This is a genomic window from Streptomyces sp. MBT65, assembly GCF_016612545.1.
GTDB lineage: Bacteria > Actinomycetota > Actinomycetes > Streptomycetales > Streptomycetaceae > Streptomyces.
The window spans coordinates 72,491-97,812 of the sequence record NZ_JAENRY010000001.1; the positions used below are offsets into that span (position 1 = coordinate 72,491).

The following is a 25,322-nucleotide window of genomic DNA, read 5'->3' on the forward strand; positions in this document are numbered from 1 at the left end:
GATGCGGTTCCAGGACAAGGTGGCGATCGTCACCGGAGCGGGACAGGGAATCGGCGAGGACTACGCCCGGGCGCTGGCCGCCGAGGGCGCACGGGTCGTGGTCGCGGACATCAACGAGGAGCAGGGGCAGCGGGTCGCCAAGGAGCTGGACTCCGCGCTCTTCGTCAAGGTCGACGTCGGAGACCCCGCCTCGGCCGACGCGCTGGCCGCCGCCACCGTCGCCGAGTTCGGCCGCATCGACTACCTGATCAACAACGCCGCGATCTACCACAGCATGCGGCGCGAGGGCCTGACCACCGTCGACCTCGACTACCTCAACCGCTTCATCCAGGTGAACCTGATGGGCGCCCTGTACGTCACCCGGGCCGTCGTCCCGCACCTGACCGAGGGCGCCGCGATCGTCAACCAGTCGTCTGCCGCCGCCTACATGGCGAGCGGCTACTACGGCCTGGCCAAGATCGGCATCAACCACCTCACCGCGTCGCTGGCCGCCGAACTCGGCGGCCGGGGCATCCGCGTCAACGGCATCGCCCCCGGCCCCACCGACACCGAGGCCACGGCCACCGTCGTACCGGTCGAGTTCCAGCAGCGGATGACCCAGGCCCTGGCCATCAAACGGATGGGCACCCCCGGCGACCTCACCCCCACTGTGCTGTTCCTGCTCTCCGACGACGCCGGCTGGCTGACGGGACAGACCATCAGCGTGGACGGCGGACAGGTGGTGCGACTGTGACCCGCCTGCTCATCGACGGCCAACTGGTCGACGGGGAGCGGACGTTCCCCTCGCTCAACCCCGCTACCGGCGAGGTCTACGGCCACGCCCCCGAGGCCACCACCGCCCAGGCCGAGGCGGCCGTAGCGGCGGCCCGCACCGCCTTCGACACCACCGCATGGGCCACCGACGTACAACTGCGCATCCGCTGTCTCGACCAACTGCACCAGGCGCTCCTCGACCACGTCGAGGAGTTGCGCGAGCTGACCATCGCCGAGGTCGGCGCGCCCCGCATGCTCACCTACGGCCCCCAACTCGACGACCCCGTCAAGCTGGTGCGCTTCTACGCGGACCTGCTGCGCAAGTACCCGCTCACCGAGGATCTGGGTGAGGTCGAGATCCGGGGCCAACGCCACCGCCGCTGGGTGGAGAAGGAGGCGGCCGGGGTCGTCGCGGCGATCATCGCCTACAACTACCCGAACCAACTCGCCCTGGCCAAACTCGCCCCCGCGCTCGCGGCCGGCTGCACGGTCGTCCTCAAGGGCGCCCCCGACACCCCGCTCACCACCCTGTTCCTCGGCCAACTCATCGCCGAGCACACGGACATACCGCCCGGCGTCGTCAACGTCCTCACGTCCTCCGGGGCCGACGTCGGCGAGACGCTCACCACCCACCCCGACGTCGACATGATCACCTTCACCGGTTCCACCGCGACCGGCCGCCGCATCATGGAGGCCGCGAGCCGCACGGTGAAGAAGGTCTTCCTGGAACTCGGCGGCAAGTCCGCCATGATCGTCCTCGACGACGCCGACTTCGCCACCGCCGCCATGTTCGCGGCCGGCACCATCTGCTCGCACTCCGGGCAGGGGTGCGCGCTCACCTCCCGGCTGCTCGTGCCCAGGGAGCACCACGACGAGATCGTCGAGAAGGTCGCGGCGGGCCTCGGCCGCATCCCGCTCGGCGACCCCGCCGACCCCAAGACCTTCGCGGGCCCGCTCATCAGCGAGCGCCAGCGCGACAAGGTCGACGGCATGGTCGAGAGGGCCGTGGCCGCCGGTGCGAACCTCGTCACCGGTGGCGAGAAGGTCGATCCCGGCTTCTTCTACCGGCCGACCCTCCTCAGCAACGTCGATCCGGACAGCGAGATCGCCCAGGACGAGGTCTTCGGCCCTGTGCTCGTGGTGATTCCGTACGACGACGATGACGACGCCGTCCGCATCGCCAACAACTCCGTCTTCGGCCTCTCCGGCGGCGTCCAGAGCGCCGACGACGAGCGGGCCATCGCGCTCGCCCGCCGGATCCGCACCGGCACCTTCAGCATCAACGGCGGCAACTACTTCGCCGCCGACGTGCCGTTCGGCGGCTACAAGCAGTCGGGCATCGGCCGGGAGAGCGGCGTGCCCGGCCTGGAGGAGTTCCTGGAGTACAAGTCCTTCGCGGTCGTGGTCCGGTCATGATGCCGCTCGACGGAATACGCGTTCTCGAAGTCGCCATGTACGGCTTCGTGCCTTCGGCGGGAGCCGTCCTCTCCGACTGGGGAGCGGACGTCATCAAGGTCGAGCACGCCGTTACCGGCGACCCGCAGCGCGGTCTGAGGCAGACCGGCACGATGCGCGTCGAGGGCGACCCCAACCCCAACGTCGAGCACGCCAACCGCGGCAAGCGCAGCCTCGGCCTCGACATCTCACGCCCCGAGGGCAAGGAGGTGCTGTACGAACTCGCCCGGCACGCCGACGTGTTCCTGACCAGCTTCCTTCCCGGCCACCGGGACAAGTTCGGCATCGACGTCGACGACATCCGTACCGTCAACCCCCGCATCGTCTACGCCCGGGGCAGCGCCTTCGGACCGCGCGGACCGGAAGCGGGGAAGGGTGGCTACGACATGACGGCGTTCTGGGCCCGCGCCGGCACCGCCGCGAGCATCACTCCCGAGGGCACGGACGGCATCATCAACCCGCCGTCACCGGCCTACGGCGACACGATCTCCGGCACCAACCTCGCCGGCGGCATCGCGGCGGCGCTCCTGAAACGCGAGCGCACCGGCGAACCCTCGGTCGTGGACGTCTCCCTGCTCGGCAGCGGACTGTGGGCGATGGGCCATGCCACCGCGCTCTCCCTGCACCTCGGCAAGCCGTGGATCCCGCCGCCCGTCGGCACCCACGGCTCCGTCGCGAACCCCCTGTCCGGGCTGTACGAGACCTCCGACGGTCACCACCTGGCGTTCGTCATGATGCAGCCCGGCAAGTTCTGGGCCGATGTGTGCCGCCACATCGACCGCCCCGAACTCGCCGACGACCCGCGCTTCGACACGGCCGAGAACCTCATTGCCAACACGGCGGAGGCCGTCAAGATCCTGCGCGAGGTCCTCGCCACCCGCACCCTCGCGCAGTGGAGCCGGCGCTTCGCCACCCTGGCCGGGCCGTGGGCCCCGGTGCAGGACTCCCTGCAAGTGGGTGAGGACCCACAGATCAGAGCCAACGAGTACCTGCTGCCGGCAGGAGAGCTCGAACTGGTCAGCAGCCCCGTGCAGTTCGACGTGCAAGCCCCCAGCCTCGGTCCCGCACCCGAGTTCGCCGCCCAGACCGAGGAGATCCTTCTCGAGCTGGGCCTGGACTGGGACCGCATCATCGCGCTCAAGGCGGCGGGCGCCGTCACCTGACCACCCGACAGCGGGACTCACATTCTCAACGAGGAGAACCGATGAGACGCTTGCTCATCCCCGCGCTCGTCCTGGCCCTCGCGGCCGCGGCCGGATGCTCCGGCCGCACCAAGTCCGCGGACACCAGCAGCCCTTCGACCACCGGAGCCGCCGACACCGCGACCGCGGACTTCGGCACGCTGAAGTCCGTGTGCGGCAAGGGGACGCCCAAGACCGTCACCAGTCAGGGCGTCACCAGCTCCGAGATCAAGGTCGGCGTCTTCAGCGACGTCGGCTTCACCAAGAACCCGGAGTTCGGGAACGCGGCGAAGGTCTTCACCTCCTGGTGCAACGCCGCCGGCGGCATCAACGGCCGCAAGATCACACCCGTGACGCACGACTCCGCGCTCATGCAGGTCAACCAGCAGATGATCGGGGCCTGCCGCACCGACTTCTTCGAGGTGGGCGGCGGCGCCGCCCTCGACGGCCTGGGCGTCAAGACCCGATTGAAGTGCCTGCTCCCCGAGTTCCCGGCGCAGGTCACCTCCGAGATCGGCGCGGACCTCCAGGTCATGGCCATGGGCGCCTCGACGGGCTATTCGCCCTACGCCGGTTACTTCTCCTGGCTGTTGAAGGAGGCGTACCCGTCGTCCGCGAGCGGCGTCGGCATCATCACCGGCGACGTGCCCATCACCAAGCTCCTCGCGGGCCAGGACAAGGAAGTCCTCACCGCGATGGGCGGCAAGGTCACCTACTCCGACCTCTACCCCGCGCAGGGTGTCTCCGACTGGACGCCGTACGCCCAGTCCATCAAGACGAAGAAGGTCAAGGGACTCGTCTTCCTGGGGGACTTCACCCAGTTGGCGAAGCTGGAGCAGGCGCTCACCAACATCGACTACAAGCTCGACTGGATCGACGCGAACAGCAACGCCTACGGCCCCGCCTTCGTCAAGCTGGCCGGTCCCGCGCTCGGTACACAGACCAACTTCGCCTCCATCAACGGATACCCGTTGGAGAAGGCCGACGACAACCCGGCGACGAAGGAGATGGTCGCCCTGTTCAAGAAGTACGCGCCCGACGCGCAGCTCACCCTGCCCGCCATGCAGGCCTTCTCCAGCTGGCTGCTGTTCGCCACCTCGGCCCGCGACTGCGCCGAACTGACCCGCAGTTGTGTCCTTGAGAACGCCAAGAAGCAGACCGACTGGACCGGGGGAGGGCTCCACGCCTCGGTCAACCTCTCCTCACCCGACGAGCCCCTGAAGTGCTTCAACGTCGAGAAGGCCACCACCAGCGGCTGGGTGCCGGCCGACTTCAAGCCCACCGAGGGCGTCTACCGGTGCGACGCGCCCGCCTACAAGTTCAAGGGGAACTACGGCAAGCCGCCGACCCTGGCCGACGTCGGCAAGTCGCTGTCCGACCTCAAGTAACCACGCCACAGACCCCGTTCACCACGGCAGGAAGGAAGGACCGTGAAGGTACGAGTCGACCCGGAGCGCTGTCAGGGCCACACGCTCTGCGCGATGCGCGCACCGGACACCTTCGAACTCAGCGAGATCGACGGGCACTCCTCGGTCGTCGAGGAGGAAGTCCCCGCCGATCAGGAGGCGGACGTCCGCGAGGCGGTCCTGTCCTGCCCGGAGCGGGCGATCTCCCTCATCTCCTGACCCTCATCTCATCCACCGAGCAGGAGAGGACTCCGCAATGACCACGGAAGACGCGGCCGTCGACGACGGCGGCCGCAAGCACCCCCAGGTGCACTTCGACCGGCACACCCCCGACTACCGCGACCGGTTCGAGGACATCACCCACGAGCTGCACGGCACGTGCCCGATCGCCTGGACGGAGACCCACGGAGGCCACTGGGTCGCCAGCGGCAACCGCGAGGTCTTCGAACTCGCGCGGTCCGCGGAGTTCCTCTCCAACGACCACGACGTGAAGGGGGAGCGGCGCGGATACAACGGGATCTCCATCCCCGCACCGCCCCCCGAGCGGAAGGGCCGGGGCGGGTTCCTGGAGATGGACCCGCCGGACCAGCGCTACTACCGGCAGACCCTCAACCCGTATCTTTCGCCGGCGGCGATCCAGCGCTGGATCCCGTTCGTCGACGAGGTCGTCCGCGCGAGCATCGACGAGAAGATCGAGTCCGGGCACATCGACTTCGTCGACGACCTCGCCAACATCGTCCCCGCCGTGCTCACCCTGGCGATGATGGGCATCCCGCTGGAGCACTGGACCATCTACAACGAACCGGCCCACGCCTCCGTCTACACCCCGCCCAACTCACCCGACATGCAAAGGGTGTTGGACCTGAGCCGCAAGATGGGCATGGACCTCATGGCTCAGCTCGCGGAGATCCGGAAGAACCCCCGCCCGGGCCTGGTGGACGCGCTGGTCCGCGCCGACATCAACGGCCGCAACCCCGACGACGGCGAACTCCTCGGCGTGTGCGCCCTGTTGATCGGCGGCGGCTTCGACACGACGACCGCGCTCACCGCCCACTCCCTCGAATGGCTCTCCCAACACCCGGACGAACGCGCCCGGTTGAGCCGTGACCGCAAGACCCTCCTGGACTCCGCGACCGAGGAGTTCCTGCGCTTCTACACCCCGGCACCCGGAGACGGCCGCACCATCACCGCCGACTGCGAGATCGCCGGCACCGAGTTCAAGGAGGGCGAACGCCTCTGGCTCTCCTGGGCGATGGCCAACCGCGACCCCTCGGTCTTCCCCGACCCGGACCGCATCGACATGGAGCGCAAGGGCAACCGGCACAGCAGCTTCGGCCTCGGCATCCACCGCTGCATCGGCTCCAACGTGGCCCGCACGGTGTTCAAGCGGATGGTGACGGCCGTACTCGACCGGATGCCCGACTTCGTGTGCGACCCCGAAGGCGCCGTCCACTACGAGACCATCGGCGTCATCCAGGGCATGCGCCACCTCCCCGCGACCTTCACCCCGGGCGAACGGCTCGGCGCCGGACTCGACGAGACCCTCGTCGAACTCCAGAAGATCTGCGACGAACAGCGCCTCGCCGAACCGGTCACCGTCCGCAAGTCCAAGGCCCGGATCGACTCATGACGGACCATCAGCGTCCGGCGCCGGTGATCACGGAGGAGAACGCGTTCTTCTGGACCTCCGGCGCCGACGGCCGGCTGCGGGTGGCGGAGTGCGGGTCCTGCGCGGCCCTCATCCACCCACCGCAGCCGGTCTGCCGGTACTGCCACGGCCACGACATGGGCGTCCGGGCCGTCTCCGGCCGTGCGACGCTGATCGGCTTCACCGTCAACCACCGCTTCGCCCTGCCCGGTCTGCCCGCGCCCTACGTCGTGGCCCAGGTCGCCCTGGAGGAGGACCCCAGGATCCGGCTCACCACCAACGCCGTCCAATGCACCCCGGACGAGCTGGAGTTGGGCATGCGGATGGAGGTCGTCTTCGAGGAGGTCGAGGACGCCTGGCTGCCCCTGTTCCGCCCGGCGCGCGGCCGCCCGGCCCCCGACCCGCTGCCGCTCGCCGAGGTCGACACCCACCAACTCGCCCGCCGCGTACGGCCGATGGTGACCACGGAGAAGTTCGAGGACAAGGTCGCCATCACCGGCATCGGTATGTCGGAGATCGGCCGCCGCCTCCTCGTCCCACCAGTGTCCCTCACCGTCCAGGCCTGCCAACGCGCCATCGCCGACGCCGGGTTGACCGTCGCCGACATCGACGGCCTGGCCACCTACCCGGGCGCCGGAGCCGCGTACGGCGGCTTCGGCGAAGGCGGGATCACCGCCCTGGAGTCGGCCCTCGGTCTCGAACCCACCTGGTACAACGGCGGCAGCGAGACCTTCGGCCCCTGCGGCTCACTCATCTCCGCGATGCTCGCCGTCGCCGGGGGACTCGCCCGTCACGTCCTGTGCTTCCGCACGGTCTGGGAGGCGTCCTACGGCGACCTCGTGCGCCGCGGCAGAATCGCGCAGGACCCACCGCGCAAGCTGGACGGCTGGATGAAGCCCTTCGGGGCGATCTCCGCCGCCCACACCCTCGCCCAGAACGCCCAACGCCACTTCCACCGCTACGGCACCACCCGCGAGACCCTCGGCTGGATCGCGCTCAACCAGCGGGCCAACGCGGCACTCAACCCCACAGCGGTCTACCGCGACCCGCTGACCATGGACGACTACCTGGGCGCCCGCCCCATCACCACCCCGTTCGGCCTCTACGACTGCGACGTCCCCTGCGACGGAGCGGTCGCCGTGATCGTGTCGGCCGTGGACGTGGCCCGGGACCTCGCCCAACCGCCCGTCCTGGTCGAGGCGGTGGGCACCCAGATCCTGGAACGCCTGGAATGGGACCAGAGCACACTCACCCACGAACCCCAGGTCCTCGGCCAGTCCGCCCACTTGTGGTCCCGCACCGCGCTGCGCCCCGAGGACGTCGACGTGGCCGAGCTGTACGACGGCTTCACCTTCAACTGCCTCTCCTGGCTCGAGGGGTTGGGGTTCTGCGGCATCGGCGAGGCCAAGGACTTCCTGGACGGAGGCAAGAACATCGCACGGGACGGCGTACTGCCACTGAACACCCATGGCGGACAGCTCTCCCACGGCCGCACCCATGGCATGGGACTGGTCCACGAGGCGATCACCCAACTGCGCGGCGCGGCCGGGCCGCGACAGGTGTCCGGCGCACGGGTCGCGGTGGCGAGCAGCGGCGGACTCACCCCGAGCGGCGTGATCCTCTTCCGGGCGGACGGATGAACTCACGCACCACGGAGGTCGTTTCGCGGGTCGTCGACGTCGACGGCATCCCCATGTCGGCGCTGCTGTGCGAGGCCCGCGAACCGCGCGCGGTGCTCGTCGCGCTGCACGGGGGAGCGGTGACGTCGCGCTACTTCGACTACCCGGACCAACCTCGGCTGTCCCTCCTGCGCACCGCCGCGGCACTGGACTTCACGGTCGTCGCCATCGACCGTCCCGGATACGGGAGTTCCGCTCCGTACGGCGAGAGCATGGCTTCCCCCGCCCGCCGCGTGGACCTCGCCTACGGAGCGGTGGACCAGGTGCTCGGCTCGCGTCCCCGCGGAGCGGGACTGTTCCTCTGGGCGCACTCGATCGGCTGCGCCCTGGGTGTGCACATGGCGGGAGACGAGCGGCGGAACGACCTTCTCGGCCTGGAGATCGCCGGTACCGGACGCCGTCACGCGCCCGGCGCCGTCGACATCCTCGACTTCAGGCGGCGTGACCCGGACGTGCCGAGACGGCCCGGACCCGGCCTGCGCGACCTGCTGTGGGAGCCGTCGCGCCTGTATCCGGACGAGGTCGTCGGCGCCGGCCGTATCCAGTCACCGGGTCCGCCGTACGAGGCCACCGTGGCCCGCCGCTGGCCGCTGGAGTTCGCCGACGTCGCGGCCCGGGTCCGGATTCCCGTCCACTACACGCTCGGCGACCACGAACGTGTGTGGAGCTCCGGGCCCGCGGCCATGGCCGACATCGCGAGCCTCTTCACCGACTCCCCGCGGGTCGTCACCGACGAACAGGCCGACAGCGGCCACAACTTGAGCATCGGGCGCACCGCCACCGGGTACCACCTGAAGATCCTCTCCTTCGTTGAGGAATGCGTTCTCGGACATGAGAACGACGAGATCGACCATCTGCCGAGGAGGGCCGGATGAGTGACGCCGAGATTGCGGTACTGCTGCTCGTACGCGTGGCCGTAGGACTGATCATGATCATGCACGGGCTCAATCACTGGCGCGGCGGCGGCCGCATCGAGGGCACCGCCCGCTGGTTCACCGGACTCGGCCTGAGACAGGGCGTGCTGCAGGCCTGGGCCAGCGTGTTCACCGAGGTCGGCGCGGGCGTCCTGCTCGTCCTCGGCCTGCTCACCCCGCTGGCCTGCGCGGCCGTGATCTCCGTGATGCTGGTCGCGGGGCTCCTCGCCCACCGGCGCAACGGCTTCTTCGTCTTCAAGGACGGCTACGAGTACGTCCTCACACTCGCCGTCGTCGCCCTGGCCATCGCGGTACTGGGCCCCGGCCACTGGTCCGTCGACCACGTGGCCGACATCGACGTCACCGGCTGGACCGGCGGCGGAATCGCCCTGGGCGTGGCCGTGCTGGCGACCGGGGGACTGCTGGGCACGTTCTGGCGACCGGAGCGGCAGCAAGCCGAGGCCGGACCGGAAGCCGACGTCGCGTCACCCCGGCCCGAGCCGGAGAACACCCCCGAGCACGTCGACCAGGAGGCCCGCTGATGCGCGTCGGATTCATCGGGCTGGGCAATCAGGGCGCTCCCATGGCCCGCCGGATCGTCGAGGCGGGCTTCGCCACGACGCTCTGGGCGCGCCGCCCGGCCACGCTCGCCGCGTTCGCGGACACGGCGGCGCAGCGGGCCGCGTCCCCCGTCGAACTGGCCGCCGCCAGCGACCTGGTGTGCGTCTGCGTCGTCGACGACGCCGATGTCGAACAGGTCGTCACGGGCGAACAGGGCGTGCTGACCGGGCTGCGCCGGGGCGGGGTGATCGCCGTCCACAGCACCGTCCACCCCGACACCTGCCGGCGGCTCGCCGAGCGCGCCCAGGTGCACGGCGTCTCCGTGGTCGACGCGCCCGTCAGTGGTGGCGGGAACGCGGCGGCCGAGGGCAGGCTGCTGGTGATGGCGGGCGGCGAGTCGGGCACGGTCGCCTACTGCCGCAAGGTGTTCGAGGCGTTCGGCGATCCGGTCGTCCATATGGGCCCGCTGGGCGCGGGACAGATCGCCAAGCTCCTCAACAACCTGTTGTTCACCGCCAACTTGGCGACCGCGGCCGACACACTGGCCCTCGCACCGGAGTTCGGCATCGAGCGCGGCGCCCTGGCCGAGGTCGTCCTGCACGGCAGCGGATCGAGCTTCGCGCTCGACCGGGTGCGGGCCGCGGGCGGCACCCTCGACCGACTCGCCGAACGTGCCGGACCGCTGCTCCGTAAGGACGTGCGGCTGTTGGCCGACCTCGCCGAGACGGCGGGCGCCCCGACGGGCAGCGTGCTGGCGGCGGCCCACGCGGCCCTCGACCACATGGGGCAGGGACGCCTGACGGCAACCTCAACTCCCGTTCCACGAAAGTGAAAACGTGCCTCTCGCCAATGGAGAACATTGATATCGTCGCTCGTCGTCAGACTGGTGACCGAAGGGAATCGTGCACACCGTGAAGGACTTCGAGGCGATCGACTTCTTCCAGGACGACCAAGTCGTCGCGGACCCCTATCCCTACCTGGCGGCCTTGCGCGGGAAGTGCCCGGTGCACCGTGAGAGCCACCACGACGTGACGATGGTGACCGGGTACGACGAGGCGATCCAGGTCCTCAACGACGCCGATACGTACTCGTCGTGCCTCTCGGTCACCGGACCCTTCCCCGGGTTCCCGGTCCCGCTGGACGGCGACGTCGACGTCAGCGCGCTGATCGAGCAGTACCGCGACCAACTCCCGATGAGCGACCAACTCCCCACCCTCGACCCGCCCATGCACACCGATCACCGCGGACTGCTGATGCGGATGATCACCCCGCGCCGCCTGAAGGAGAACGAGGCGTCGATGTGGCACCTCGCCGACGCGCAGTTGGACACGTATCTCGCGGGCGGAGAGGGCGACTTCATCAGCGGGTTCGCCGGCCCCTTCACCCTGCGGGTCATCGCCGACCTGCTGGGCGTGCCCGACGAGGATCGCAACTCGTTCGTGGAGGGCCTCGAACACCACCCCCAGGGCGGCATCGGCAGCACGGACGGCGAGGTGGCGTACTCGCCGCTGCAGTATCTGTACGGGCAGTTCTCGGCCTATGTCGAGGAGCGTCGCCTGGAGCCCCGCGAGGACGTGATCACGGGCCTCGCCCTCGCGAAGTTCAGCGACGGCTCGACGCCCGACGTCGCCGACGTGGCGCGCGTCGCCACGAACCTGTTCGCGGCCGGCCAGGAGACCACGGTCCGACTGCTGAGCAACGCCCTCAAGCTGATCGCCGAAGACCCCGATCTGCAGCGGCTGTTGCGCACCGAGCGCGACCGCATCCCGAACTTCATCGAGGAGACGCTGCGCACCGAGAGCCCGATCAAGGGCGACTTCCGGCTGTCCCGCGTCCCGTCCACCGTGGGCGGCGTCGACATCCCCGCCGGCACCACCCTCATGGTTCTCAACGGCGCCGCGAACCGCGACCCGCGCCACTTCGAGGACCCCGAGACCTTCGACCCGGCCCGCGCCAACGCCCGGCACCACCTCGCCTTCGGCCGCGGACCCCACACCTGCCCCGGCGCCCCACTCGCCCGCGCCGAGGCCCGCGTGGGCATCGAGCGCATCCTCGACCGCACGACGGACATCAGGATCTCGGAGAGCGTGCACGGCCCTGCCGACGCCCGGACATACCGTTACCTGCCCACGTACATCCTGCGCGGACTCACCCATCTGAACCTGGAGTTCACGCTCGCCGAGGAGTCCGCCCGATGAAGGCCGTCGTCGACGCGGACCGTTGCCGGGGTCACGGAATCTGCTGGTCGATCTGCCCCGAGGTCTTCGACCTGACTGACGACGGATACGCCGAGGTGCTGACCCCCGAAGTCCCCGCAGAGTACGAGGAACAGGTCCGCACGGCACTGGGCAGCTGCCCCGAGCGCGCGATCACACTGACCTGAGGAGAACGGGATGCCCAAGGGGTACGTCATCCTGACCGAGTCCATCAAGGACCCGGCCGGGATGGACGCCTACAGCCGCGCGGCCGGTGCGTCGATGGCCGAGGGCGGCGCCTGTGTCCTCGCGGTCGACGGCCGGCCGCAACTCCTGGAAGGCGAGTGGCACGGTGACCGGACCGTCGTTCTCGAATTCCACTCCGTGGAAGCCGCGCGAGCCTGGTACGAGTCGGAGGCCTACCAACGCGCGAAGCCCCTACGGCAGGCCGCCGCCGACACGAACGCCGTGATCGTCTCCGGCTTCGAGCCGCCGTCCCGGGGTGCGTGAGATCGGACGGCCCGACGGGCCGCCGTAGGACGGTCAATGGTTCCGTAATGGCCGGAAGGGTCGCCCGATCGCGACGGCAACCGTAATGTCACATGGGTGTTGCCGGGGTGGAAGGGGTGCTCGATGACGACGGCCCGACACGAGGAGATCCTTGGTGCCGCGCTGGCGGTGTTCGCCGAGCGGGGCTACAAGAAGGCATCCATCGACGCCGTGGCCGAGCGCGCCGGCCTGACCAGACAGGGCGTACTGCACTACTTCCCGAGCAAGAAGCGCCTTCTCCTCGCTCTCGTCCAGCTCCGCGAGGACCTCGCCCGGGAACACCTGGCAGCCCTCCACGCGGACCCCGGCGAGGACCTGCCCGGGCTGCTCGCCGAGGTCATCACCTACGACCACAAGAATCCCGGTCTCGCCCAGATCCACAGCGTTCTCGTGGCCGAGGGCGTCACCGGCAGCGACGAGGCAGTGCGGTTCTGCCAGGACTACTACCGGTCGATCCAGGACCACACCGTCGAGCACCTCACCGCGCTCTACGGCGAGCGCGTACCCAGCGGCCTGACCCCCCGAGCCGCCGCCACCGCCGTGGTGGCGATGCTCGAAGGGGTCCAGCAGCAGTGGATGCTCGACGAGGAGCAGACCGACTACCCCGAGATCATCCGCGATGTCATGGGCGTGCTGCTCGGGCCCACGCCTGTATGAAATCGGCCATGGCCGTGACGCCCTCGGGATGCAGACTCACCGCGTCCGGCCGTACCCGGAGATCCACCGTGACACCGGAGTGGGCCGCGCGGGCCGCGAACGACAGGGAGTCGTCCAGCAGCGGATCGGTACCGGCGACCAGGAGTTGGATCGGCGGCAGCCCGTGCAGATTGGCGTGCAGCGGGCTCAGCAGCGGGTTGGTCCGATCGGCGCCGGCCGCGAACCGGGCCGCGTGCAAACGGAGTTCGTCGATGTCGAAGCCCGGATCGGCGGCCGCGTTGAACAACAGACTCGGCGCCTCCAGCGTCAGGTCGAGCAGCGCCGAACTCAGCACCGCGCACTCCGGCTGCCGCGCCCCCATGTCCCGCAGCCGCACCAGCAGCGAGGCCGCGAGCCCGGCCCCCAAGCGCTCACCGGCCAACGCGACCGGACCACGGGCCTGGCACGAGGTGTACACGGCATGCACGTCGTCCAGCGCCCCCGGGAAGGACGACCGGTACCGCGGGCACACCACAACGGCCCCTGTGCGCAAGGCGATCCGCTCGGCGAGGTCGACCGCCGACTCCGGCGAACCCGACAACTGCCGGTCCCCGTGGAGATAGAGGACGACGAGATCGGTGGCGTCCGGCGGCCGTACGATCGGCCCGACGGGGCTCGACTCGACCCGTACCCGCCCGTCGCCGGCCGCCGCACGGTCCGTGTCCGCCCGTACGTCGGCCAGGTCGGAGTTGCTGAGATCGGTGGCTCCGGTTGCCCCAACTCGTGTGTCACCCACGGGACATCACCCTCTCCGCTGCCTGCCAGTGCTCGTCGGACACCCAGAGGCGGGCGAAGGCGCGGGCCGCCTCCTCCTCCGGGACGGCTCCGCTCATCACGCGTTTGATCTCCCGCGCCGGATTGGTCGCGAGGGATCTGGCCAGGGTGCGCCAGCCCTCGGCGAAGTCGGCGCGCGGCAGCACCAGTTCGAGCAGTCCGACGCGCTGGGCCTCGGCCGCGTCGAGGACCGTTCCGGCGCCCGCGAGCATCAACGCCCGCCCCTTGCCGACGAGTTGGGCGAGGCGCTCGGCGCCGCCCCACGCGGGCATGATGGCCAGAGCGACTTGGTTGAAGCCGATCCGGATGTCGTCGGCGGCGACCCGAATGTCGGCGGCCACCGCGACCTCGGCGCCGCCGCCGAACGCGTGCCCGTTCAACGCGGCGATCACCGGTCCGGGGAAGGCCGCGATGCGATCGCAGATCCCCCTCATCCGCAGGGCCATGGCCATCGCGTCCTCCTCGGTCCGGATCGCACTCAGCTGCTTCAGGTCCCCGCCGGAGACGAACGCCCGGTCACCGGCACCGGTGATGACCAGGGCCTTGGCGCCCGCGGCCGCGTCGAGCACCTTGTCCAGTTCGTCCATCGTGGCCGGGGCGATGGCGTTGCGGGCCCGCGGGCGGTCGATGGTGACGACCGCCAGGCCCTCGTCGAGTTCGAGATCTACGTCCATGGCCTCAGTCCTCGTATACGACAGTGACGTGCGAGGTGGTCGGCTCGCCCTGGCAGGTCAGGACCCAGCCCTCGGCGACCTCGTCCTCGTCGAGCGCGTTGTTGACGCGCATCTTGGCCTCGCCCTGGGTGACTTGGGCGATGCAGGTGGCGCAGTTGCCCGCCTCGCAGGAGAACGGCGGGGCCAGTCCCGCCCGACGCGCACTCTCCAGAAAGGTCTCGCCGGAGCGCTGCGCGAGCGTGTGCCGCTTGCCGGAGAGCACGAGCGTGACGGTGCCGTCCTGGTCGGGGGACTCCTCCGGTTCCTGCTCGGTGTTCTCCGGGGGCGGGCGATCGGCGGCCTGCGCGAACCGCTCGACGAAGATCCGCTCCGGAGCGACTCCGTGGGTGAGAAGCGCGTTCTCCACCAGCTCCATGAAGGGCGCGGGCCCGCAGAGGTAGAAATCCGCGTCCGTGTCGCCGCCGGCGAACTCCCGTACCTGGTCCGCCGTGACGAAGCCCTCCCAGTCGTCGAGGTGGTGCCGGATCTCGAACCGTCCGGGGTACCGCTGTGCCAACTCGCCCAGTGCGGAGGCGAAGATGACGGCGCCCGCGTCCCGGTTGGCCGACAGCACCCGCACCGGGCGCCCGGTGCCGGCCAGCGCCGACTTGGCGAGCGAGAGGATCGGGGTGATCCCGCTGCCCCCGCAGAACGCCACGACCGGAGCGGTCAACTCGCGTGCCGTGACCGCCTCTTCGCCCTCCCGCAGGCAGAACACCCCTGCGGGCAGCGTGGTCTCGACGATGTCGCCGGGTGCGAGATGGTCGTGCATCCAGTTGGACACCAGACCGCCCGGAACCCGCTTCACCGTCGTCATCAACTCGGCGTCCGTCTCCGGCGAACTGGACATCGAGTAACTGCGCAGCGTGCCACAGGCCTTGATCGTCACGAACTGGCCCGCCCGGTACGGGAAGGGCGCGTCGAGTACGTACGTCCGGGTGTCGGGCGTCTCCTGGATGATCCGTGTGATCCGCACCGGGTGGAACCCGTGGTCTCGTCCCATGTGTGGAATTTACCTTCTCGCTCTGAGAGAGTGCAATTCTCAAAGACGAGAGGAAGTTCCTGTCGTGCGAACGATCCCCACTGAACTGGTCGACCGCTACGAGACGGAGGGCTGGTGGACCGGTGAGACGATCGGTGACCTGCTGGCACGGGGACTCGCGGCGGCCCCGGGAACCGTGTTCCGTGTGCACTCGGCCGTACGGCCCTGGGAAGGCACCTTCGCCGAAGTCGAACTGACCGCCCGCCGACTGGCCGCCGGGCTGCGCGCACGCGGTGTCGGCCCCGGTGACGTCGTGGCCCTCCAACTGCCCAACTGGATGGAGGCGGCGGCGGTCTTCTGGGCGTCGGCGTTCCTCGGCGCGGTCGTGGTGCCGATCGTCCACTTCTACGGACGCAGGGAAGTCGGCTACATCCTGGACACGGTCGAGGCCAAGGTCTTCGTCACCGCCGAACGGTTCGGGCATCTGCGCCACGACCCCGAGTTGAGCGCGAAGATCCCGGTGGTCGGCGTCGTGGGCCGGAACTTCGACGAACTACTCGCCGACGAACCGCTGTCCGGCATCCTGCCCACGGGCCCGTCCGACCCCGCGCTGATCGCCTTCACCTCCGGAACGACCCGCGACCCCAAGGGAGTTGTGCACAGTCACAACACCCTGGCCTTCGAGACCCGCCAACTGGCAGGCCGCTACCCGCCCGACCGCGGTGACCAGCTCACCTCCGCGCCCGTCGGCCACTTCATCGGCATGGTCAACGCCTTCCTGATCCCCGTCCTGGACGGCTCCCCGGTCAACCTCGCCGACACCTGGGACCCGGCCCTCGCCCTGGAGTTGATGGCCCGCGAGGGACTCACCGTCGGAGGCGGCGCCGCCTACTACATGACGAGCCTGCTCGACCACTCCGACTTCACCCCCGCCCACCTGGCAGGCATGAAGTACGCGGGCCTCGGCGGCGCGGCCGTACCGAACGCGGTGACCAGACGCCTCGCGGACCTCGGCATCACGGTCTTCCGGGCCTACGGCAGCACCGAGCACCCCTCGATCACGTCCTCCAGCCACACCGCGCCCGAGGACAAGCGGCTCTACACCGACGGAGAAGCGCTGGCGGGAGTGGAGATCCGGCTGGCCGAGGACGGCGAGATCCTCAGCCGCGGCCCGGACCTCTGTCTCGGCTACACCGACCCCGCCCTCACCGAGCGGGCCTTCGACGAAGACGGCTGGTACCGCACCGGCGACATCGGCCAACTCGACGAGGACGGCTATCTCACCATCACCGACCGCAAGGCGGACATCATCATCCGCGGCGGCGAGAACATCGGCGCGCTGGAGGTGGAGGAGGTTCTCCTCGCCCTGCCGGCCGTCGCCGAGGCCGCGGTCGTGGCCGCCCCGGACGCCCGCCTCGGTGAGCACGCGGCAGCCGTCGTACGACTGCGGTCCGGCCACCGCGAACCCACGCTCGACGATCTCCGCGCCCACTTCGCCGCGGCGGGCCTGGCCCGCCAGAAGTGGCCGGAGGAACTGCACGTCGTCGAGGACTTCCCGCGGACCGCCAGCGGCAAGGTCCAGAAGTTCGTTCTCCGCAAGGATATTGCCGCCCATCAAGAGTGAGAATAGGATTCTCGCAATCTGCGAAGGAGGATCTCATGCCATCGCGCGTGCCGCCGTATCCACTGTTCGACGCGGACAACCACCTGTACGAGACGGAGGATGCGCTCACCCGGTACCTGCCCAAGCAGTACGCGAGCGCCATCCAGTACGTGCAGGTGAAGGGCCGTACGAAGATCGCCATCCGCGGTCAGATCAGCGACTACATCCCCAACCCCACCTTCGAGGTCGTGGCCAGGCCCGGCGCGTGGGAGGACTACTTCCGCGAGGGGAACCCGGAGGGCAAGTCCCACCGGGAGCTGTTCGGCGAGCCGATGCGGTCCATCCCCGCGTTCCGCGAGCCCGGGCCGCGCTTGGCGCTCATGGACGACCTGGGAATCCAGCAGACCCTGATGTTCCCCACCCTCGCCAGCCTGGTCGAGGAACGGATGCGGGACGACCCGGAGCTGATCCATGTCGTCGTCCACGCGCTCAACCAATGGCTGCACGAGACCTGGCAGTTCAACTACAAGAACCGCATTTTCACCACCCCGGTGATCAGCCTGCCCATCCTGGACAAGGCGATCGCCGAACTGGAGTGGTGCCTGGAGCGCGGAGCGCGGGCGATTCTCGTACGGCCCGCCCCGGTCCCCGGCTACGGCGGCTCGCGGTCCTTCGCGCTGCCGGAGTTCGACCCGTTCTGGAAGCGCGTCGAGGAGGCGGGCGTGCTGGTGGCCATGCACTCCTCCGACAGCGGCTACTCCCGCTACTCCAGCGACTGGGAGGGCAAGAGCCAGGAGATGACGCCGTTCCAGGCGCAGGTCTTCCGCATGATGTCCGAATGGCGTCCGGTCACCGACGCGGTCGCGTCCTGGGTCTGCCACGGAGCCCTGTTCCGCTTCCCGGAACTCAAGGTCTCGGTCATCGAGAACGGCTCTTCCTGGCTGCTGCCCCTGCTCGACCAACTCGGCAGCACCTACAAGAAGCAGCCGAAGGGCTTCCTCGGCGACCCGGTCGAAGAGGTCAGGAACCGCATCCACATCAGCCCGTTCTGGGAGGAGGACATGGCCGCGCTCTCCGAGGTCGTCGGCGTCGAGCGCGTCCTGTTCGGGTCCGACTACCCCCACCCCGAGGGGCTCGCCGACCCGGTCTCCTACATCGACGCGATCCAGGGCATGAAGGAGGCCGACCAGGCCAAGATCATGGGCGGCAACCTCGCCCGCCTGATCGGCGTATGACTTGGGAGAGCATCCCGCAGATGGTGCTGAGCGCGGCCGACCGCTTCGGTGACGCCGAAGCCGTGGTGGACGGCCCGCTCCGCCTCACGTTCACCGAGCTGGTCGAACGGGTGCGTGTGGCTGCGGGTGCGTTCGCGTCGGCCGGGGTGGAGCAGGGCGACCGCGTCGCGATCTGGGCGCCCAACTCCGCCGAGTGGATCATCGCCGCCTTCGGTCTCATGACCGCGGGCGGTGTGGTGGTGCCCGTCAACACCCGCTTCAAGGCGGACGAGGCACACGACATCATCGTTCGCAGCGGTGCGAAGGCCGTTCTCGTCCAGGAGGGCTTCCTCGGCCTCGACTTCAAAGCACCGCCCGGTGTGCCGGTCATCGACGTCAAGTCCGGCTTCCTGGCGAGCGGTTCGCCCTTCGAGCGGAAGGTGACCGGCGACCAGGTCAGCGACATCGTCTTCACCTCCGGCACCACCGGCCGGCCCAAGGGCGTCCTGATGACCCACGCCCAGACACTCCGGCTGTACGCCGAGTGGTGCGACCTCGCCGGGGTCAGGGAGGGCGACCGCTATCTGATCGTCAACCCGTTCTTCCACATCTTCGGCTTCAAGGCGGGCATGGTCGCCTCGCTCATCCGTGGCATGACCATCCTGCCCGTACCCGTCTTCGACGTGGACCACGTCCTGGACCTGGTCGAGCGCGAGAAGGTGACGGTCCTGCCCGGCCCGCCCACGCTCTACCACTCCCTGCTCACCGACCGCGGCTCAAGAGACCTGTCCTCCCTGCGAGTTGCGGTCACCGGAGCCGCCGACATCCCCGTCGAACTGATCCGCCGGGTGATGACCGAACTGCCCTTCACCTCGATCATGACGGGCTACGGCCTGACCGAGGCGGGGACAGCAACGGCCACCCGGCCGGGCGACTCCTTCGAGGACATCGCGACCACCGTCGGCACCCCCTGCGACGGCGTCGAGGTCCGGATCGCGGACGACAGCGAGGTGCTGGTCCGCGGCTACAGCGTCATGCGCGGCTACTTCAACGACCCCGAGGCGACCGCCGAAGCCATCGACCAGGACGGCTGGTTGCACACCGGAGACCTCGGCACGCTCGACGAGCGCGGCTATCTGCGGATCGTCGGCCGCAAGAAGGACATGTTCATCGTCGGCGGCTTCAACGCCTACCCGGCCGAGATCGAGGGCTTCCTGATGGAACACCCGGCGGTCGCCCAAGCCGCCGTGATCGGCGTCCCCGACGAACGGATGGGACAGGTCGGCAAGGCCTTCGTGGTACCCCGAGGGCCGCTGACCGCCGACGAGTTGATCGAGTGGAGCCGGCGCCGGATGGCCGGGTTCAAGGTGCCCCGGTCCGTGGAGTTCCTGACGGAACTGCCGCTGAACGCCACCGGAAAGGTGATGAAGGACCTCCTGCGATGACGCCTCCCACACCGCCCCAGGACGACGACCTCGTCCGGACCGCGTCCGGCCTGCCCCTCAAACCGGTCTACGGCCCCGACGACGTCCACGCCGAACCGCCCGCGCCGGGCAACTTCCCCTTCACGCGCGGCAATTACGCCACCGGATACCGGGGACGGCTGTGGACGCTGCGCCAGTACTCCGGCTTCGGCACCGCCGAATCGTCCAACCGCCGCTACCACTACCTCCTCCAACAGGGCGGCACCGGGCTGTCGGTGGCGCTCGACCTGCCCACCCAGTGCGGCTACGACTCCGACGACCCCGAAGTGGGCGAGGAGGTCGGCAGGGTGGGCGTCGCCGTCGACACCCTCGCCGACGCCGAAGTCCTCTTCGAGGGCATCCCGTTGGACAGGATCAGCACCAGCTTCACCATCAACGGCACCGCCGCGATCCTGCTCGCCTTCTACGTTGCCGCGGCCGAACGGGCGGGCGTGCCCCGGGCGAAACTCACCGGGACGATCCAGAACGACATCCTCAAGGAGTACGCGTCCAGGGGCACTTGGATCTGGCCCGCCGAACCGTCCCTCCGACTCATCGCCGACACCATCGAGTTCTGCGCTGCCGAGGTACCGCGCTTCAACGCGATCTCGGTCGCGGGCTCGCATTTCCGGGACGCCGGCGCCAACGCCGTTCAGGAGATGGCCTTCACCCTCGCGGACGGGGTCACCTACTGCGACACGGTGCTCGCCCGCGGCCGTATGACGATCGGTCAGTTCGCGCCGCAGGTCTCTTTCTTCTTCTACACGCACGGCGATTTCTTCGAGGAGATCGCCAAGTACCGGGCGGGACGCAGGCGTTGGGCCACCATCGTGCGCGAGCGGTACGGCGCGGACAGCGACAAGGCCGCCATGTTCCGCTTCGGCTGCGTCGCCGGAGGCGCCTCGCTGTACGCACCGCAGGCCCAGAACAACACCGTCCGGGTCGCCTACGAGGCACTCGCCTCGGTCCTCGGCGGGGTCCAGTCGATGTTCACGGCCGCCTGGGACGAGCCGTTCGCCCTGCCCAGCGAGGAGTCGGCGACCCTCGCGCTGCGCACCCAGCAGATTCTCGCTCATGAGACGGGCGTCGCCAGGGTCGCGGACCCGCTCGGCGGCTCGTACTTCGTCGAGGCGCTCACCGACGCCACCGAGGCGCGCATCGTCGAGATCATGGAGGACCTGGAGCGGTACGGCGGCATGGTCCGGGCCATCGAGGACGGCTATCTGCAGACCCTCATCGCCGACGAGGCCTACCAGGTGCACCGCGAGGTGGAGGCGGGCACCCGGCCCGTCGTCGGCGTCAACCGCTTCGTCTCGGACGAACCACCGCCCGACCTCGCCACCTACGAACTGGACGCGGAGGGCCGCGACCGGCAGCTGAAACGGCTCGCCGACGTCAAGGCCACCCGCGACGCCGCCCTCGTACGACAACGCCTCACCGAACTGGCCCGCGCCGCGGAAGGTACCGAGAACCTCATGCCCATCCTGATCGACTGCGCCAACGCCTACTGCACGGTCGGCGAGATGGTGGCCGCGCTCAAGGCGGTCTGGGGCGAGTTCCAGCAGCCGGTGGTGTTCTGATGAACGCCCGCGTACTGGTCGCCAAACCGGGCCTCGACGGACACGACCGCGGAGCCAAGATCGTCGCGCGGGCGCTGCGCGACGCGGGATTCGAGGTCATCTTCACCGGGATCCGACAACGCGTCGACGACATCGTGGCGGTCGCCGTCCAGGAGGACGCTTCCGTCGTCGGCCTGAGCATTCTCTCCGGCGCACATCTCGCTCTCACCACCCGGGTGATCGAGGCCCTGCGCGCCACGGGGTCCGAGGACATCGCCGTCGTGGTCGGCGGCACCATCCCGCCGGCCGACGTACCGAAACTGCTCACCGCGGGAGCCGCCGCGGTCTTCCCCACGGGCACACCCCTCGACGCCCTCGTGGCCGAGATGCGCGCCCTGACATCCGTCACCTCGCCCTGACCCGGCGGCAAGCCGAAAACCTGGAGGCAGCGTGCGCATCGGAGTGATGATCGGGCCCGAGCGCGGGGACTCGGTCCGCAAGGTCACACGGATGATCGACGACGTGACATGGGCCGAGAAGGCGGGCTTCGACACCGTGTGGGTGCCGCAGATCCCCACCGACTTCGACGCGCTCACCGCGATCGCGCTGATGGGCGCGCGGACCGACCGGATCGAACTGGGCACCGCAGTCGTGCCGTTGCAGGCCCAGCACCCCATCGCCCTCGCCCGGCAGGCCATTTCGGCCCAGGCCGCGGCAGGAGGACGGCTCGCGCTGGGCCTCGGCCCGTCCCACCACTGGATCATCCGCGACATGCTGGGACTGCCGTACGAGAAACCGGCCGCCCTCACCCGCGACTACCTGGACGTCCTCGACGCCGCGTTCGACGGAACGGGCGTGGTCGATGTCGAGAACGAGACTTTCACCGTCCACAACCCGCTCACCCTCGCCCCCGTCGCCCCACTGCCGGTCCTGCTCGCGGCCCTCGGCCCGGTCATGCTGCGCCTCGCCGGGGAGCGGGCCGACGGGACCGTGCTCTGGATGGCCGACGAACGCGCCGTCGCCGAACATGTCGTCCCACGCATCACCAAGGCCGCCGAGAGCGCCGGACGACCTGCACCGAGGATCGTCGCGGGCATCCCGGTCTGTCTGTGCAGCCCCGACCGGGTCGACGAGGCCCGCGAGCGCGCCAACCGCATCCTCGGCGAGGCCGAGATCTCGCCCAACTACCAACGGGTTCTCGCATACGGCGACGCCCGCGACATCGGAGATCTGTGCGCGGCCGGCGACGAGAACGCCATTGCCGCACGCTTCAAACGGTTCGCCGACGCCGGGGTCACCGACCTCTCCGTACGGCTGCTGCCCATCGGCGACACCCGCGACGAGCTGGTCGCCTCCAAGTACCGCACCCGCGACATGCTCGCCGCCCTCGCCACGGACCTGCGATGACCACCGGACCGCTCGACGGCATCCGCATCCTGGAAGTCGGCCACATGCTGGCCGGCCCCTACGCCACGATGATGCTCGCCGACCTCGGCGCCGAGGTCACCAAGATCGAACCGCCCGGCGGGGACATCTCCCGCCAGGTGAGCGACGCCTACTTCGCCAGCCTCAACCGCGGCAAGCGCAGCATCCGCCTCGACCTCACCACCGCCGACGGACAGGCCCGACTCGGTGAACTCGTCGCCGACGCCCACGCGTTGCTCGTCAACCTCAAACCGTCGGCCATCCACCGACTGGGCCTGACCTACGACGTCCTGCGCACGTGGAACGACCGGATCGTGTGCGTCGCGCTCACCGGCTACGGCCTGGACGCGGGCGACGAGCCCGCCTTCGACTACGTCGTCCAGGCGGCCACCGGCGTCGCCGCCCTCACCGGCGACCCGGACGCGCCACCCACCCTGCCCGGATATTCCTCGGCGGACAACTCCTCAGGTCTGACAGCCGCGTTGGGACTCCTCGCGCAGATCGTCTCCGGACGCGGCGGCCAAGTGGAGGTGTCGCTACGGGATGTGATGCTCTCTCAGCTCAACTACCGCGCGTCCGCCTACCTCAACGAGGGCGTCGAACCACGCCGGTTGCCGCTCGGCGCGCACTCCTACTACGTACCGGCCCAGCTCTTCCCCACCGCAGAAGGCCACTTGGCGCTCTTCATCACCCACGACGGCTTCTGGAAGTCCTTCGCCGCCGAGGCCGGTATCCAGGGATTCCCCACCATGGCCGAACGCGCCGAGCGCCGCGAGGAGGTACTCGCCGCGGTGACGGACGCCCTGGCCGGTGACACCGCCACGGCCTGGGAGGCGCGGCTGCGTCCGCTCGGGGTTCCGGCGGCCGCCGTACGGACGCTGCCGCAGGCGTTGGCGGCGACACCGGAGGCCGTGGTGAGGGCCGGGGACTTCCGGCTGGTGCGCGGTTCCGTGCGGGTCGCGGGGTACGAGCCCGACTACGGGCCGCCGCCCCGACTGGGTGAGCATGACGTTTCCGGGGTGGTGGGAGAGCCGTGAGGGCGGAGGACCAGTTCCATCTCGGGCTTGTCGTCGTGGACTTCGAGGGGACACTGGCCGAATTCACGGCCGCGTTCGGGTACGAGTGGTGCGCCGAGATCGGCGGGGCGGTACCGCTTGCACTGCCTGGCGGAAACGCCGTTCTCGACATCAGCTGCGTCTACTCCCGGACGCAGCCCCGACTGGAGATCGTCCGCCGTGTCCCCGGAACCCTGTGGGAACCGGTGGTCGGAGGTGTGCACCACGTCGGCTACTGGTCCGACGACGTGGCCGCGGACGCGGCCGAACTCACCCGGCAGGGCTTCGTGACCGAGGCGAGCCGGACCGGCTCCGGCGGCGCGCCCTTCGCCTTTCTGCGCGCCCCGAGCGGCCTCCTCGTGGAACTCGTGGACCGGGTGGCACGGCCGGGGCTGGAGAAGCTCTGGGGCGATGGAGGAGGGGACGCATGACGACCGTGGGCATAGCGACCGGGGCCGGGCGCGGCATGGGACTGGCTTGCGCGCGGCGGCTCACCGACCTGGTGGACACGCTGCTGCTGGTGGACCGCGACGAGTTGGCCGTGACCGCCGCGGCGAAGGAACTCGCCGCCACGGACGGGGAGATCGAGGTCGAACCCTTTGTCCTCGACATCACCGACACCGACGGACTCTCCCGACTAGCCGTCCGCACGGCCGAATTGGGCACCCTCAGGGCTGTCTCTCATGCCGCCGGGATCTCGCCCACCATGGCCGACTGGCGGCGCATCTTCGACGTCGACCTCGTCGGCACCGCACGCCTCGCCGAGGCACTGCGCCCGCTCGCCACCGAGGGCACCGCGATGGTGTGCTTCGCCTCGATGGCCCCGCTCCTCGGCAACCTGGACGCCGATCCCGCCGTAGCGGCGATCCTGGACGATCCACTCCGGGACGACTTTCTGGAGCGGCTGCGGGACGCCCTCGGGCCAGCCGTCGAGAACACCGGTCTCGCGTACGCGTGGGCCAAGCACGGGGTGCACCGGTTCGTACGGCGGGAGGCGGTGCGGCTGGGACCGTACGGTGCCCGGGTGTGTTCCGTCTCGCCAGGGGTCATCGACACCCCTCAGGGGCAACAGGAGGCCTCGGCCCAGCCCGCCATGGCCGCCCTGGTGGAGCAGACGCCTCTGGGGCGGGTGGGCCGGGCCGAGGATGTCGCGGCCGCGGTGGCCTTCCTGCTGTCGGACGAGGCCGCTTTCGTTTCCGGAATCGACGTTCTCGTCGACGGCGGGGTCTGTGCGGCGGTACGGGAACGCGCCGGGCGCTGACCCGTCGGGCATTGACCCGTCAGCGCCGACGGCCACTGCGTCGGGCGGACCAGCCGGACCCCACGCCGGCCGAGTGCGCGGCGAGGAAGGCGAGCCCGAGCAGCATGAGGCTGGTCGAGCTGAAGACGATCTGGGTCGAAGTCTCGGTGACACGGATGATGAAGGCGATGAAGAAGAGCGCCGCTGCCACGAATGCAAGCATCTGAAAACCCCTACGGATAGACGGCGCGCCACCG

General features: G+C 69.6%; 27 protein-coding genes. 23 read left to right on the forward strand and 4 right to left on the reverse strand.

What is annotated here, in order from left to right; translation table 11 throughout:
- The first annotated feature begins 1 nt into the window (after position 1).
- From JHN63_RS00380 to JHN63_RS00445, 14 genes are all read left to right on the forward strand, one after another.
- A complete protein-coding gene (locus JHN63_RS00380) occupies positions 2 to 733 on the forward strand; it encodes an SDR family oxidoreductase (protein WP_033282944.1) in 732 nt (243 codons plus the stop codon).
- Entirely contained in the window at positions 730 to 2,169 is a 1,440-nt protein-coding gene (locus tag JHN63_RS00385; RefSeq protein ID WP_200676574.1) for an aldehyde dehydrogenase family protein, read from the forward strand. The genes JHN63_RS00380 and JHN63_RS00385 overlap by 4 nt, the downstream gene beginning before the upstream one ends.
- Positions 2,166 to 3,371, forward strand: a complete 1,206-nt coding sequence (locus JHN63_RS00390; protein WP_234475575.1) for a CaiB/BaiF CoA-transferase family protein — start codon at positions 2,166 to 2,168, stop codon at positions 3,369 to 3,371. The genes JHN63_RS00385 and JHN63_RS00390 overlap by 4 nt, the downstream gene beginning before the upstream one ends.
- 41 nt (positions 3,372 to 3,412) lie before the next feature.
- Complete coding sequence (locus tag JHN63_RS00395; protein ID WP_200676575.1) at positions 3,413 to 4,777, forward strand: ABC transporter substrate-binding protein; 1,365 nt, start codon at positions 3,413 to 3,415, stop codon at positions 4,775 to 4,777.
- A 42-nt stretch (positions 4,778 to 4,819) separates the two neighbouring features.
- Positions 4,820 to 5,014, forward strand: a complete 195-nt coding sequence (locus tag JHN63_RS00400) for a ferredoxin (protein ID WP_200676576.1) — start codon at positions 4,820 to 4,822, stop codon at positions 5,012 to 5,014.
- Positions 5,015 to 5,051: 37 nt separating this feature from the next.
- Complete coding sequence (locus JHN63_RS00405) at positions 5,052 to 6,425, forward strand: cytochrome P450 (protein WP_200676577.1); 1,374 nt, start codon at positions 5,052 to 5,054, stop codon at positions 6,423 to 6,425.
- Positions 6,422 to 8,083: an OB-fold domain-containing protein gene (locus JHN63_RS00410; protein ID WP_200676578.1), complete on the forward strand. Its 1,662-nt coding sequence runs from the start codon at positions 6,422 to 6,424 to the stop codon at positions 8,081 to 8,083. Before JHN63_RS00405 ends, JHN63_RS00410 begins: the two co-directional genes overlap by 4 nt.
- Entirely contained in the window at positions 8,080 to 8,997 is a 918-nt protein-coding gene (locus tag JHN63_RS00415; RefSeq protein ID WP_200676579.1) for an alpha/beta fold hydrolase, read from the forward strand. Before JHN63_RS00410 ends, JHN63_RS00415 begins: the two co-directional genes overlap by 4 nt.
- Positions 8,994 to 9,578, forward strand: a complete 585-nt coding sequence (locus JHN63_RS00420) for a DoxX family protein (RefSeq protein ID WP_200676580.1) — start codon at positions 8,994 to 8,996, stop codon at positions 9,576 to 9,578. The genes JHN63_RS00415 and JHN63_RS00420 overlap by 4 nt, the downstream gene beginning before the upstream one ends.
- Positions 9,578 to 10,429: an NAD(P)-dependent oxidoreductase gene (locus JHN63_RS00425; protein ID WP_200676581.1), complete on the forward strand. Its 852-nt coding sequence runs from the start codon at positions 9,578 to 9,580 to the stop codon at positions 10,427 to 10,429. Before JHN63_RS00420 ends, JHN63_RS00425 begins: the two co-directional genes overlap by 1 nt.
- 70 nt (positions 10,430 to 10,499) lie before the next feature.
- On the forward strand, positions 10,500 to 11,795 hold the full coding sequence (locus JHN63_RS00430; RefSeq protein WP_200676582.1) for a cytochrome P450: 1,296 nt from the start codon (positions 10,500 to 10,502) through the stop codon (positions 11,793 to 11,795).
- Positions 11,792 to 11,980 (forward strand): ferredoxin, encoded by a 189-nt coding sequence (locus JHN63_RS00435; protein ID WP_200676583.1) that lies wholly within the window; start codon positions 11,792 to 11,794, stop codon positions 11,978 to 11,980. The genes JHN63_RS00430 and JHN63_RS00435 overlap by 4 nt, the downstream gene beginning before the upstream one ends.
- 10 nt (positions 11,981 to 11,990) lie before the next feature.
- Positions 11,991 to 12,302 (forward strand): DUF1330 domain-containing protein, encoded by a 312-nt coding sequence (locus JHN63_RS00440; RefSeq protein WP_200676584.1) that lies wholly within the window; start codon positions 11,991 to 11,993, stop codon positions 12,300 to 12,302.
- 123 nt (positions 12,303 to 12,425) lie between these two features.
- Positions 12,426 to 12,998, forward strand: a complete 573-nt coding sequence (locus JHN63_RS00445) for a TetR/AcrR family transcriptional regulator (protein ID WP_200676585.1) — start codon at positions 12,426 to 12,428, stop codon at positions 12,996 to 12,998.
- On the opposite strand, the gene JHN63_RS00450 is transcribed toward JHN63_RS00445, so the two are convergent.
- The 3 genes from JHN63_RS00450 to JHN63_RS00460 are packed head-to-tail and all read right to left on the reverse strand — an operon-like array spanning position 12,964 to position 15,527.
- Positions 12,964 to 13,773, reverse strand: coding sequence for an alpha/beta hydrolase fold domain-containing protein (locus JHN63_RS00450; RefSeq protein WP_307781774.1), 810 nt, complete (start codon positions 13,771 to 13,773; stop codon positions 12,964 to 12,966). The two genes, JHN63_RS00445 and JHN63_RS00450, sit on opposite strands and share 35 nt — an antisense overlap.
- Complete coding sequence (locus tag JHN63_RS00455; RefSeq protein WP_200676586.1) at positions 13,766 to 14,485, reverse strand: enoyl-CoA hydratase/isomerase family protein; 720 nt, start codon at positions 14,483 to 14,485, stop codon at positions 13,766 to 13,768. Before JHN63_RS00455 ends, JHN63_RS00450 begins: the two co-directional genes overlap by 8 nt.
- Before the next feature lie 4 nt (positions 14,486 to 14,489).
- The gene (locus JHN63_RS00460) at positions 14,490 to 15,527 is read right to left on the reverse strand and encodes a ferredoxin--NADP reductase (protein WP_200676587.1); all 1,038 of its coding nucleotides are present in this window, start codon (positions 15,525 to 15,527) and stop codon (positions 14,490 to 14,492) included.
- A gap of 64 nt (positions 15,528 to 15,591) precedes the next feature.
- Between JHN63_RS00460 and JHN63_RS00465 the strand changes: the two genes are divergently transcribed.
- The 9 genes from JHN63_RS00465 to JHN63_RS00505 are packed head-to-tail and all read left to right on the forward strand — an operon-like array spanning position 15,592 to position 25,086.
- Entirely contained in the window at positions 15,592 to 17,130 is a 1,539-nt protein-coding gene (locus JHN63_RS00465) for an AMP-binding protein (RefSeq protein ID WP_200676588.1), read from the forward strand.
- A gap of 35 nt (positions 17,131 to 17,165) precedes the next feature.
- On the forward strand, positions 17,166 to 18,344 hold the full coding sequence (locus tag JHN63_RS00470) for an amidohydrolase family protein (RefSeq protein WP_200676589.1): 1,179 nt from the start codon (positions 17,166 to 17,168) through the stop codon (positions 18,342 to 18,344).
- Positions 18,341 to 19,768, forward strand: a complete 1,428-nt coding sequence (locus tag JHN63_RS00475) for a FadD3 family acyl-CoA ligase (RefSeq protein WP_200676590.1) — start codon at positions 18,341 to 18,343, stop codon at positions 19,766 to 19,768. The genes JHN63_RS00470 and JHN63_RS00475 overlap by 4 nt, the downstream gene beginning before the upstream one ends.
- Positions 19,765 to 21,366, forward strand: coding sequence for a methylmalonyl-CoA mutase family protein (locus JHN63_RS00480; RefSeq protein ID WP_200676591.1), 1,602 nt, complete (start codon positions 19,765 to 19,767; stop codon positions 21,364 to 21,366). Before JHN63_RS00475 ends, JHN63_RS00480 begins: the two co-directional genes overlap by 4 nt.
- Entirely contained in the window at positions 21,366 to 21,764 is a 399-nt protein-coding gene (locus JHN63_RS00485) for a cobalamin B12-binding domain-containing protein (RefSeq protein WP_200676592.1), read from the forward strand. Before JHN63_RS00480 ends, JHN63_RS00485 begins: the two co-directional genes overlap by 1 nt.
- A gap of 31 nt (positions 21,765 to 21,795) precedes the next feature.
- Positions 21,796 to 22,752, forward strand: coding sequence for an LLM class F420-dependent oxidoreductase (locus tag JHN63_RS00490; RefSeq protein WP_200676593.1), 957 nt, complete (start codon positions 21,796 to 21,798; stop codon positions 22,750 to 22,752).
- The gene (locus JHN63_RS00495; protein ID WP_200676594.1) at positions 22,749 to 23,807 is read left to right on the forward strand and encodes a CaiB/BaiF CoA-transferase family protein; all 1,059 of its coding nucleotides are present in this window, start codon (positions 22,749 to 22,751) and stop codon (positions 23,805 to 23,807) included. The genes JHN63_RS00490 and JHN63_RS00495 overlap by 4 nt, the downstream gene beginning before the upstream one ends.
- A complete protein-coding gene (locus tag JHN63_RS00500; protein WP_200676595.1) occupies positions 23,804 to 24,256 on the forward strand; it encodes a VOC family protein in 453 nt (150 codons plus the stop codon). Before JHN63_RS00495 ends, JHN63_RS00500 begins: the two co-directional genes overlap by 4 nt.
- The gene (locus JHN63_RS00505; protein WP_200676596.1) at positions 24,253 to 25,086 is read left to right on the forward strand and encodes an SDR family oxidoreductase; all 834 of its coding nucleotides are present in this window, start codon (positions 24,253 to 24,255) and stop codon (positions 25,084 to 25,086) included. Before JHN63_RS00500 ends, JHN63_RS00505 begins: the two co-directional genes overlap by 4 nt.
- A gap of 19 nt (positions 25,087 to 25,105) precedes the next feature.
- Here the strand turns inward: JHN63_RS00505 and JHN63_RS00510 are convergent, their stop codons facing one another.
- A complete protein-coding gene (locus JHN63_RS00510) occupies positions 25,106 to 25,288 on the reverse strand; it encodes a hypothetical protein (protein ID WP_200676597.1) in 183 nt (60 codons plus the stop codon).
- Positions 25,289 to 25,322 lie beyond the last annotated feature (34 nt).